This window comes from Vibrio sp. TMPB1044 (assembly GCF_030442075.1).
Classification (GTDB): domain Bacteria; phylum Pseudomonadota; class Gammaproteobacteria; order Enterobacterales; family Vibrionaceae; genus Vibrio; species Vibrio satsumensis.
In genome coordinates, this window is the sequence record NZ_JAUJED010000006.1 from 40987 (window position 1) to 53378 (window position 12392).

At 45.9% G+C, this 12392-nt stretch carries 8 protein-coding genes; 1 reads left to right on the top strand and 7 read right to left on the bottom strand.

The features are described 5' to 3' along the window. Positions 1-16: 16 nt before the first annotated feature. From QQ041_RS03075 to QQ041_RS03085, 3 genes are all read right to left on the bottom strand, one after another. On the bottom strand, positions 17-2194 hold the full coding sequence (locus tag QQ041_RS03075; protein WP_061021047.1) for a TRAP transporter permease: 2178 nt from the start codon (positions 2192-2194) through the stop codon (positions 17-19). 127 nt (positions 2195-2321) lie between these two features. Further along, a complete protein-coding gene (locus QQ041_RS03080; RefSeq protein WP_017107135.1) occupies positions 2322-3335 on the bottom strand; it encodes a TAXI family TRAP transporter solute-binding subunit in 1014 nt (337 codons plus the stop codon). Positions 3336-3656: 321 nt separating this feature from the next. After that, positions 3657-4997 carry a sigma-54 dependent transcriptional regulator gene (locus QQ041_RS03085; protein ID WP_285953097.1) on the bottom strand — a complete coding sequence of 447 codons (1341 nt, stop codon included), beginning with the start codon at positions 4995-4997 and terminating at the stop codon, positions 3657-3659. A gap of 208 nt (positions 4998-5205) precedes the next feature. On the opposite strand from QQ041_RS03085, the gene QQ041_RS03090 reads away from it, so the two are divergent. Continuing rightward, on the top strand, positions 5206-7269 hold the full coding sequence (locus QQ041_RS03090; protein WP_285953098.1) for an ATP-binding protein: 2064 nt from the start codon (positions 5206-5208) through the stop codon (positions 7267-7269). Positions 7270-7388: 119 nt separating this feature from the next. On the opposite strand, the gene QQ041_RS03095 is transcribed toward QQ041_RS03090, so the two are convergent. The 4 genes from QQ041_RS03095 to QQ041_RS03110 all read right to left on the bottom strand — a co-directional run bounded on the left by QQ041_RS03095 (position 7389) and on the right by QQ041_RS03110 (position 12383). Beyond that, a complete protein-coding gene (locus QQ041_RS03095; RefSeq protein ID WP_285953099.1) occupies positions 7389-9839 on the bottom strand; it encodes a family 20 glycosylhydrolase in 2451 nt (816 codons plus the stop codon). Positions 9840-9916: 77 nt separating this feature from the next. After that, positions 9917-10570: an oligogalacturonate-specific porin KdgM family protein gene (locus QQ041_RS03100; protein ID WP_240699163.1), complete on the bottom strand. Its 654-nt coding sequence runs from the start codon at positions 10568-10570 to the stop codon at positions 9917-9919. 216 nt (positions 10571-10786) lie between these two features. Next, positions 10787-11416, bottom strand: a complete 630-nt coding sequence (locus QQ041_RS03105; protein WP_146491170.1) for a bifunctional 4-hydroxy-2-oxoglutarate aldolase/2-dehydro-3-deoxy-phosphogluconate aldolase — start codon at positions 11414-11416, stop codon at positions 10787-10789. Positions 11417-11435: 19 nt separating this feature from the next. Next, entirely contained in the window at positions 11436-12383 is a 948-nt protein-coding gene (locus QQ041_RS03110) for a sugar kinase (RefSeq protein ID WP_285953100.1), read from the bottom strand. Positions 12384-12392: the final 9 nt, after the last annotated feature.

The window sequence follows — 12392 nt, forward strand, 5'->3', positions numbered from 1 at the left end:
CATTCAATCCTTTTAATTATAGGGAAGACGCGACAGTGTCAGGTTCGGTTTGAGGCAAAGATTCTTGCTCATCTTCCGATTCCTTTTTCACTTGATTAGCATCGTATTGACGAGCCGTGTGAATAAAGAGACCAACGAAAAGTGCAACGCACACTAGGCGAATCACAACGGAAATGTCAGGCCAAACCAATGCCACACCCAACACGATTAACACAGCACGAGTCAGCAGATTAATTTTATTTTCTAGATAGCCTTCAATCGCAGCAACAAACGCGTAAGTACCAATAATAGCAAAGCCTCCTGTGACCAAAACCGAGGTCACATCCCAACTTACTAAGTTGGTGTAGGCAATCAACAATGGCACTAAGTACAGGCCTTTTGCGATCTTCCATGCCATTAAACCGGTTCTCATTGGTGGCGTTTTAGCAATGGTCGCAGCCGCAAATGCGGTTAAGCAAACTGGCGGGGTTACGTTGCTGTCTTGCGATAGCCAGAAAATGATCAAGTGTGCAGAAAGCAGTGCAAGACTGATCGCTTCTAAGCCCAAGCTTTGCTCAAGCAGAGTTTCGACAAAATCAGCAGGGACTAACGCAATCATCTCTTTGGCGGTTTCGAGTGCCATTGGCGCATTCAGTAAATCTAATTTTTCTGGCGCCGCCAACATGAAGATAGCTTTCGCCTGTTCAGGTAACTGGCCCGAAACCAACAAGTCTAGCAACTGACTTTCAGCAATCAGTTTGTATAAGGCAGGAGCCGACAGAGTACCCAACACGATGTAAGCCGCGGTTACCGGTAAGCCCATACCGAGAATCAAAGATGCCAGCGCGATTAAGGCTATCATCACCAACAAGTCGCCGTTCGCCCAACTGTTGATCATCAATGAGAAGGTGTTACCAATTCCGGTCGTACTGATCACGTTGATAACTAATCCAATGCCTACCAACAACACCGCCGTGGTCGCCATGTTTTTTGCGCCTTGAGAAAGCGCTTCAATGATCGCCTTTGGACCCATTTTGTGATTTTTAGAGAACCATGAAGCCACGACGACAGACAGAATCGAGATACCCGCTGCGTAAGTCGGCGTAAAACCCTTCACCAACAGAGTCACCAACACCGCTAATGGGATCAGGTTGTGCCAGCCCGACAGCAATACCTTCAATAGAGGTTCACAGCCAGAAGTAACTTTTTGCACGCCACTGCGTTTTGCTTCAATACGCACAAAAAATGCCACAGACAAAAAGTAGATAAGCGCAGGTAAGAAGGAAACCGCAATGATGTCGACATAAGGGATCTGGGTGTAAGACGCCATGATAAACGCACCCGCACCCATCACTGGTGGCATCAACTGCCCGCCCGTCGATGCAGCCGCTTCAACACCGGCCGCGAAACGCGAAGGGAAGCCTGCCTTTTGCATTAACGGAATACTGATCACACCCGTCGATACGGTATTTGCTACGCTCGAACCAGACACCGATCCCATCAAGCCTGAGCCAATTACGGCGATAAAGCCCGGGCCACCAATCACTTTGCCAGCTGCTGCGCGAGACACATCAATGATGTAATCACCGACACCCGAACGCACTAAGAATGCGCCAAATAGGATGAACATAAACACGAAGGTCCAGCTGATTCTAGAGATAGAACCGAACATCCCTTCTGATGAATAAAAGCTTCGATAAAGCAGTGTTTCAAGGCTCAAACCCGGAAAGTGAAAGATGCCACTGGTCCATTGCCCCCACAGCACCACATAGCTCAAACACACCAAGATAAGCACCGGAATAAACCAGCCCATAGTGCGGCGAATCAGTTCAATAACGATGGCAATCGCCAAGATAGAGAAGAACCAATCACTGGCGATGAACTTAACCCCTCGCTCATACAAAGCATCTTCTGCAAAGGGAATGTAGATAAGACAAGCCAAAGCCGCCAAGGCAATTCCGATGTCGACAGCCAAAGCAATTTTGCTTTTTTTCAGTGAGATATGGGCGGGATACCAAAGTGCACAAATGATCGCAAAGCCAGCAAAGTGGGTCGCCGAGATCCAAAGTTCTGGCAAAGTAGATAAGGTGTTAAACCAAATGTGTAATAGGGAGAGGATTACTCCCATTGTCGTTATCGCTTTGCCCACCCACGGAAAATCCGTTCGGGTCGGCAGTTCAAATTTTTTCAGTTCCTGCTGCAGCGAATCGCTCATAGAAAACTCCTGCTCTCCGCAGCAAACACGAAGAGAAAATCCATAAAGTGAAGAGGGGCACGAACACATTCTTAAGCGAACGTGCACCAAGCAATTAAGTCACGAAGGGGTAGTTGATGGCAAACAGCTAGTTAACGATCAACTCAGAAGGGATATCGATGCCCACTTCTTGGTAGTAACGTGCAGCGCCCGGGTGAAGTGGAACAGGCAGACCTGCGATCCCTTTCTCGAGTGCCATTGCTTTGGTTGCTTTGTGGATACCTTGTAGGAAAGGTAGGTTTTCATAGATAGCTTTGGTCAGCTGATACACGTCTTCTTCAGAAATGTCTTCACGAACCGCTAGGAAGTTGGGTTGAGCGATAGTGGTGATCGGCTTATCAACACCTGGGTAAGTGTTTGCAGGGATCTCATATTTAGTCCAGATATTGTAATCGCCGTTCGCTTGTTTGATTTGCGCATCGGTAAACGACAGGATTTGAATGTCTTCACCCAAGGCTGCAAACGCTTGAGTTACCGCGCCAACAGGCACGCCAGCAGGCGTATTCATACCATCAATGGTGCCATTTTGTAGTGCGCTGGCACTGCCGCCGTAACCCATAAAGGCGAGTTTAAATTGTTCTGGGTTAACCGACAGGCCTTGCATGATTTGGCGTCCTGAGTTCTCTGTACCTGAGTTCTTCTTACCGATAGAGAATTTTTTGCCGTTAAGGTTTTCTAAGTCGCTCATGGTGCCCGTTTCTGTCAGATCAGAGCGCACAATAAAGTGTTCAACGTTTTGCCATAGCATAGAGACTGAACGTAGTTGTTTTTGACTGCCTGACTTCTCATATGGACCAAGCCCTTGCCACGCCCACGCGCCATACAAACCCTGAAGAATGGCAAACTGTGCTTCGTTCTCATTGAGAAGTTTCACGTTCTCGCCCGATCCTGCTGAGCTGATAGCCGCCAAAGAAAAGTGCTGCTTTGGCGCAAGCTTAACTTTACTCAATGTCGCTAAAGCCACACCCACTGGATAGTAAGTACCACCCGTTGAGGCCGTCGCTAAAATGTAGCTGCGATCTTCTTGAGCTGAGGCATTGCTGATAAGGCCGATAGAGGCCATTGCGATTGCTAAAGTTTTAACTAGCTTGTTGTATTTCATTATTACTCTCCATGTAGAGTTATTCACGTTATATTTTTGTTAACAACAATTGCTAGATAGCAAGCACAATGCCAGTTTTTAAATTACTGTTTTTATTGACATTTATTTCAAAACCTACCTGAAGTAAGCCATTTCTTGCTTATTTGACTACGAATCAATGAGCTATTTTTTGCTTATCCCAAGCAGCGAATAACATCGGTTTAAAGGTAGCCAAGTCACACTGTGTTACATTTGCGTGATCAATGTTTATAAAATGATAAATATCTGATGAGCCATTTTTTGCTCATTGATTCCAGACAACACTTCTAATCTCATCATCAATTACGAATCGACATAATCGCTTCGGTTCAACGCATAACGCACCATCTTTTGGTTCAATGTTCGACGAGGTAAATCCAAGTCTTGCATCACATCATTGATGCGCCCCTGATAACGTACTAGCGCATCATGAATCACTTTTCGCTCAAAGCTCTGCACTTGAACCGCCAACGGGATGCCTGCCGTTGTGGACTCTGTGACAGAATTGGGGCGGCACGCCAAAATATCGCCAACAGTCAGGCTTTCATCCAGTGCGAAACGAATCGCAACATTACGCAGCTCACGCACATTGCCCGGCCATGCATACGACAACAAGGCATAACGATCAGCCTCACTGGCAACTCTGGTTTCACTGTTCGCTTCTTGAGTGAAGTGTTCGAAAAGGATCAAAGCATCGTCTTCTCGTTCACTAAGGGGAGGTAAATGCAGTTGAGCAACGTTCAAACGATAGAAAAGGTCTTGGCGAAAATCGGGGTGATTCAATAGATCGCTTTTCGAGGCAGAGACCACTCGTAGATCAACATGTTGTTGCTGATTTCCCCCCACGCGTTCGACGACATTATCTTGCAAGGTACGCAGCACTTTGACCTGCATCGACAGTGGCATACTCTCGATTTCATCGAGAAACACCGTGCCTTTGTCGGCAAATTCAAGCTTACCAATCCGTCGCTTGGCGGCACCAGTAAACGCACCAGCTTCGTGTCCAAACAGCTCACTTTCAAACAGGTTTTCTGGGATCGCGCCACAGTTCAGCGGTACAAAAGGGTGACTTTTTCGCTCGCTAAACTCATGCAGACAAGAGGCAACCAGTTCTTTACCACAGCCGGTTTCACCATAGATGATCACATTGGTATCAATCGAGGCGACTTTTTGTATTTGCTCTCTCAATTCACACATTACTTTACTGCGACCAATCAGCACCTGTTCAATGCCTTTCAGATTATCCAGATAGTTCTGACGACTGTTTCTGTCTTGGCCACTTTGATGTTTTTCAACCGCTTCAGAAACCGTTTGAGACAGACGCTCAGGGTCGAATGGCTTCTCAATAAAGTCATACGCGCCTTGCTGTAACGCTTTCACGGCCATATCGACATCACCGTGCCCAGTGATCAAGATGACAGGCACCTCAGGTACTAACTGCTTAAATCGCGCAAGCAACTCAACGCCGTCTATATCAGGTAAACGAACGTCGGTGATGATGGTTTGGAAATCACCCTGCTCTACCGCGTTTAACGCATCTTGCCCAACCTCAAATGCGGTGACATCGAAGCCCGCTAATTGCAACCATTGGCTAGTTGCTTGACGCACAATTGCATCATCTTCAATCAAAGCTATACGCTGCATGGTTTGGTTCCGCCACTTACCTCTGAATAATGTCGCCCACGGTATGTAAAAAATCCGCAGACGAAAAGGAGCTAGCTCCCACTTTGAATAACACTCCTTTAACAGTTTTATAATGTTTGTTAGCTTCAACTTGTCTCACTCTCCATTCGCTTAAAAAGCAAACAGAAAACCTTCTCAAGTCACTAGTTTTAAAAGGATTTGATCACCAATGATGAATAACAATCGATATTGGTTATTCCTATGTGCCTGTTTATTAATTGGTTTGGTTCAGGTAACCACCAAAAGTGGTATAAGCCAATGGAAGCTCGAACAAGCCCAACGCTATGCAGAACAGCGCTTCCTCGGATACATTGCTGAAGCAAGGCGAACCCTTAAACGTTTCTATTATTTGCCCTATCTGGTAACCAACGATGAGACCAGTGTCCGTTTCATTGATGGTGAACAACGACTCGAAAAACGCATCAAGAAACAGCTGATTCAATTGGATAAAGCCGCCAATACCAAGGGTTGGTATCTGCTTTCTGGCGAAGGTGAGTTGTTAGTATCGAGTGTTGAAAGAAGCAAACTGAGTAAAAAGAACGCCAGCACGATTGTGTCTAAAATCCACCAGCAAGGTGGTGCTATCTCTGTAGTGACAAAAAATAAAGGGGTGACACCCGATTACTTCATTGCCGCGCCTGTTTATCGAGCGTCAGATATAGTAGGTATTGTCGCGGTACAAATCGACTTGTCGTTACTGACCGATCAATGGTTCGCCGATGGTGAAGCCATCTTATTTCAAAACCCTCGCGAGCAGTTTTTTCTGTCGAGTGATAAACGACTGAGCGCAGACTGGTTCAACGACACGTTCAACTCACAACCAAGCACAACAAAACGCGAGCTGTATGACCAAACTCATATTCGCGTGTGGCGACTGCAAGATAAAGACTACCTTATCCAATCCATTAAGTTAGATGACCTTAATTGGCGTTTAACCTACCTGACGCCATTAACCAGCCTCAACCAGACAACTAACTGGATCAGCTGGAGTGTGGCGGTTGGCTGTCTTTTCATTCTGCTGTTGCTGGTTATTCTTTATCAAAGACGTCAGAAAAAGCTCAGTAATCTGCGAATCCAAAAACTCATCGAAGAGTCAGAAAAACGACTGTCTGGAATGATCAATAAAACCCACGTTGGGCTGGTGCTGATCGATAAACATGGTCATATCCACGATATTAACCTGATGGCGAAGAACTACTTTTGCCTTTCTGATTCGATGATCAGCAACATTAAGGCGTGGCAGTTATTTGAGGCAGGTAACCCGAATTCAACCACCTTGCAGTTGCTCAAGAACTTAGATCAACACCAAGAGCTGGCCGAGATCACCAGCGTCGAAACCATGGCAAGACGCAGCGATGGCAGCTACTTCCCGGTGTTGTTCTCTATTAGCGCCTTTCCTTGGCATGCCACGACCTATTACTTGTGTACCGTGATTGATATCAGTAAACGTAAGAAAGCGGAGATCGCGGTTCAGGAAGCCAATAAAACGCTGCAACTGCGAGTAGAAGAGCGAACACAAGACCTCAAAGATGCGCAGCAAGAATTGGTGGAATCAAGCAAGCTTGCCGCACTAGGTCGCATGTCGAGTGCGATTACTCACGAACTTAATCAGCCTCTTACTGGCCTAAAAACCCTGCTTTCAAGTAACCAGTTACTGATGGAAAGAGGCGAGACTAAGATGTTGAAAGCGAACATGGACTTGGTAATGAGCCTCATCGACAGAATGGCTAACATGACCAGCCAGTTAAAGTCGTTCGCCTTCCAAAGACTAGAAAAACCTTACCCAGTTTCGCTAACAGACGCGCTTCAAGAAACCCTGCGTATTCACCAAGCAGCATTAGAAAGCGTCGATATCCGCGTGCGTGTCGCCTCTAATATTTCGATAGTAATAGGAGAAGAAGCGCGACTAAGACAGGTACTTGGTAATCTCTTAAAAAATTCCATCGATGCCACGCAAAATCAGAAACCAGCAACCATTGTGATCAGTGCTCATACCGAACAAGAGCGTGTGATCATCAAGGTGCAAGATAACGGTTGTGGCGTATCCGAAGACCAACTAGAAACCATTTTCGAACCCTTCCACACCAACAAAAAAATGGGCGAAGGCTTGGGGCTAGGATTAGCCATCACAGCAAACAACGTGCGTGATATGCAAGGCACCTTAATAGCGAAGAACAATTCAGACCAAGGTATGACATTTACGTTAACACTGAAAAATGTCGATAGTGAGTAATCACTCATATAACTTAGACACCACATTTCATTTGAGTGCTACAACTAAAAAACCGCCCACATGAGGGCGGTTTTAATTCGCGTATTGGCGTATGCCTTATTAGCTAATCCGTTAACGACTTACTCCGCTAACTGCTTCAACAGTAGCTCTGTCGGGCGAACAATCGCGATGATCGATTCATCATAAATTTTCGCTGATTCAGACAGTATCGCTTGGTAGGCATTCACGTCTGCTGCTCGAACTTTTTCACCCGCTTGTGCTTTCGCAATCAAGGTTAACGCCAAGTCTGCAACTTCCGCCGTTTTCTCTGCAACAACCACAGTCTCGACCGAAGACACATTACCTGCGAAGACAGTCTCTGCGGCGAGAGCTGCCGATTTTGCTTGCTGATAATGCTCAGCAAGTTGCTCCAATGCCTGTTGATTGCCTGTCGCTACTTCATTGACCAAATCTTGCATCTCATACACCGCGTAGCTTTCCACTGGCAGCGCATCAACAAATCGGTTTAGGCGCTCGTATTGGCTGTACAAAGTGCCTTTAGGTTCAGTAGAGTTCCACTTCTCCCAGTTACGTGCGTAGTACTGTGCTGGCTCGGTGTACTTCGCTAACACGCGCAGATCGTGAATATCTTGACCTTTAGCAATGCGTTTTAACAGCATATCGGCGTCCGCATGATGACGTAAGCCAACCGACACTTCAGACCATGTATCCATAGCCTTCATACGTTTGTACATGCTGCGCTCATCCGTTAGTTCCGCATCAGACCAGAAACGCTCTGCAATCGCATAACTACGCGGCCATAGGTAGTTTTCTACTGTGAGGCTATCTTTGTTCTCTAGCCACATAGTGATCTCGCCACCTAAGATAAGCTCTTTTTCTTTATCTGTTAATTCCGCAGGGTAGCCGCCATTAGGCTCAGGAATCACGCTGCCTTCTACATCGCTGCTCGCAATCACTTCACCTGTGGTTGGCCAACGCACGTTACCAATCAACTGATAACTGCCTTCAGCAAAGCCATTCGGATTCAGGTTCAAGTTAAATTCCGTGTAAGACATGAAGTTATCAAAGTGGCCGACAAAAGTTTTACCCGGCACATAATCAAGAATGTAGATCTCTTCGCGAGACTTGCCGTTGTAATCACTGAACGCTCGGAAAGTACCGTCTTTCGCTTCAATGATAGTTAGTGTTCCCTTACGTGGGCTGCCCTTAGAGCGAGGCTTTTGCCATTGGTACGTCACAAACTTCTCGCCGCTGTGTAGCTTATCGTCGACAGTAATGCCGCTTGGCATTGGGTCATTGCGGTAGTGGTAACTGGTTGGCTGAGGCTGATCTAAGTAGTAGCCGGTAGAAAGAATCCCTGGGTAGCCCTCTTTGGCCGCACGGCCAATGCTGTCATGGCCTTGCCAGCTTTGAATCACGATCGAAGTTGGCAAATCTTTGTGCCAAATTTCATCCCAACCGGTCATCTTTTTACCGCGCTCTTCGAGCATCTTCTCAACTTTTACATTGAGGTAAGACTGCAGACCACGCTCGCCATCGATATTGTTCTCTTCAATGAACTGTTGGTGCTTTTCGCTGTTTTTCCATTGCGCATAGTTCGGCTCATCGCCGCCGATATGGAAATACTCATCAGGGAACAACTCGGTCACTTCGTCAAACACATCACCTAGCATGTCATAAAGCTCTGGATTCAACGGATCCATAAGTGGTTCAAACACGCCCCAGCCACGCTCTTGATCATAGCTTTGACCTTCTGCGCCAGACATCAGGCGCGGGTAAGCATGAGCCACGGCAGAAGAGTGACCCGGTAGAGAGACCTCCGGGATAACACGAATACCAAGATTACGGGCGTATTCAACTAGGTAGCGAACTTGGTCTTTGGTGTAGTAATTACCATCAGCGGTTTCAGACCACAGACGCGGCCATGATTCGGTTTGAATGCGAATGCCTTGGTCGTCCCAGAAGTGCCAATGGAACACATTCATCTTCGCCGAAGCCATCGCATCTAACTGACGAATTAGCACATCGAATTCAATAAAGTGACGTGAAGTATCGTAAGAAACACCACGCCAGCGGAAGCGAGGCTCATCGACAATGGTTACGGCAGGAATGTGGTAGCCAGTCGCTGTGGTTTCAACGAGCTGTAAAAGAGTTTCGATGCCGTGAATTGCGCCATAAGGGCTTGGTGCGCTCAGCGTGATTTGCTCACCCTGAGTGGTAATTTTGTAGGACTCTTCGGAGTCGATATTTTGTACTTCAGACTTTGGCGCCGCATCGATATCAAGGATCAGGTTCGCTTCGTCTGCACTATCAACCTGCCAATTTAGAATCGGCACACCCGTCTGACGCTCAAGGCGATCAATAAAGCGTTTCGCCGTATATTCGACACGGTCAGAATTAAAGCCTTTGATATAAACTTTAAAATTACCATCTACTTTCACTTGGCCTGATTTTAATTCCACAGTTTGTGGATAAGGCATTAAATTCAAGTCTGTATTTGGAGCCATTGCTAAAGCCATTGGAGAAACTACTGAACCGGATATCAATAGTGACAATATAGTTTTTTTCATTATTAATTTTCCTATATAACTTTCATTGTATTTTATTTATCAGAGCCTATTCACAAAAATAACTAGGCTATGTTGTTTTAGAATGAGAAATTAACACCAACTCGGAAACGCCAATCCGTTTTATCGTTTTCTGATTGCACCGTATCCGCATCAACCACTTCAGCGTATGGCCTCACTGTTGGTTTCCATTTGTAGACTGCTTTGACGGTATGCTCGCGGGCATTTAGATCGCCGGTTGCGAGCTCTGTCGTATGATGCGTAATCTGATCGAAATACGTAAAGGCATACGAAATCATGTATTTGTCTGTATTGTACCCCGTCCAAATATCATAACGGTTTCGCTTTGCTGTCTCTTCATTGCCATAGTCATTCACTAAAGCTTCGGTCGAAAAGTCATAACGATAACGGCCATGTACAAAGAGCCCATTGTCAAAGTTGTAATTAAGCTTTAGATAAGGCATCAAGAAGGTATTTGAGCCTTGAAAATTCATCACTACGCCAGGGTTCAGCATAAAATTGTCATTGATGGCATAGGTGTAATAATGGGTAAACTCGGTATTAATCACCTTCGTTTCGTCATACGCTCCCGCTGCATGTCGAACATTCGTCAGTGTTTCTAAACCATACCCATTATCAAAATGGTGACCAACAATAAAACGACTTCGATACTGATCTGTCGTACTTCGATACTCTGCCCTTAAATCGACATACCCCCCGGCAGTTGAGGTCATTGGTAATAATGCTAGTAGTGTTAAAGGAAGTAATTTTTTCATAGTTCACCGAGATTATGATTATAAAAACCCACCGCACATTGATATATGCAGAAAGGTGTAAATTCGGAGACTACCTTTTTATTTCTTATTAATTATTTTGATTGTATGAAGTGTATTTATAGCTACTGCTCATATTCAGTAGCTATTATTTATTTTAATAAAATCTAAATTTAACTATTTCACCAACTCAACGGCTTCACGAACCAACACTGCGATCTCATCCCACTGCTCGTTCTCAATCATCTTTGGAGAGACCATCCAAGTACCACCACAGCACACCACGCGATCCACTGCTAGGTAGTCATTGACGTTATGCTTGCCGATACCACCTGTAGGCATTAGTGACACGTCAACATATGGCGCTAACAAAGATTTCACCATGTTGATGCCGCCAGAGGCTTCCGCTGGGAAGAACTTCAAGAAGTTAAGGCCCAGTTCCAGCGCTTGCTCAACTTGGCTTGGGTTGTTTACGCCAGGAACGATTGGCATACCGATCTCTTGGCAACGCTTAACCGTGTTTGGGTTTAGGCCCGGCGCTACGATAAACTCACTGCCCGCTTCTTTTGCAAGGTCGATCTGTTCTGATGTTAATACCGTTCCGGCACCAATACACATCTCTGGGTAGGCGTCACGCATCGCACGAATAGCATCTGCTGCTGCTTCAGTGCGGAATGTCACTTCAGCGACTGGCAGGCCGTTTTCTACCAACACTTTGGCTAGTGGAACCGCGTGCTCAACCTTGTTGATTTGGATAACAGGGATAACTTTGAATTGCTTAAGTGTGTTGATCATTTCTTGAGACATAATAGTTCCGCTTTTTATTTTATTTTTTAATCAGTTGGCTCATAGCGCTCATAGGGATGATTGCGCCTGAGTATTGAATAACGATTGAAGCCAGTTTGTGGCCGAGTTCAGCCGCTTCAGTAGCGCTCTCGCCCGTTAGGCGTGCCGCTAAATAGCCCGCTGCAAATGAATCGCCAGCTGCGCAAGTATCGACAACGTTCGCTACAGCTGTAGCTGATACGTAGTACTCTACTACCTTGCCGCTTTCTAGCTGAACGATTTTGCATGGCTCACAGCCACGCTTGATAACGATCTCTTGGCAACCCAAACGAAGGCAGCGTTGCTGAACGCTCTCTAAGTTGCCCCATACAAGCAAGTCGTCGTCTTCGGTTATCAGCGCGATATCCACCAGCGGCAGTAACTTGGCATACCAATGTTGTGCTTGTTCGGTTGTCCAAAGCTGTGGGCGATAGTTATTATCAAAAATAACCTTGCCACCTTGGTTTGAGAAAACGCTAATAGCTTTAAGCAAGCGCTCACGAGAAGCGTTATCCAGAATCGCGATACTAATACCGCTGATATAAACCGCATCAACTTGCTTCTCTGTCAGTGCGATTTCAAGCTTATTCAAATCATTAGCGTGAAAGTAAGATTTTACTGCCGCATCGTTACGCCAGTAATGAAAATGTCGCTCACCCGTTTCGTCGGTTTCTACCATGTATAAGCCCGGCAGCTTGTTTGGGATGCGTTCAACGAAATTGGTTTGAATACCCTCTAACTGCCAGTTATCAATCATGTTCTGAGACAACTCATCGCTACCCAGACCCGTCGCGTAATGAACCGATAGATTTTGATGTTGAGTTAAACGAGAAAGGTAAAGCGCGGTATTAAGCGTGTCACCGCCAAACTTTTTGGTTAATGGAGAGCCGCTTATTTCGACCATACATTCGCCGAAGAAAGCAATATTGAACAGAGAAGATGCCGACATAGCCGCTCC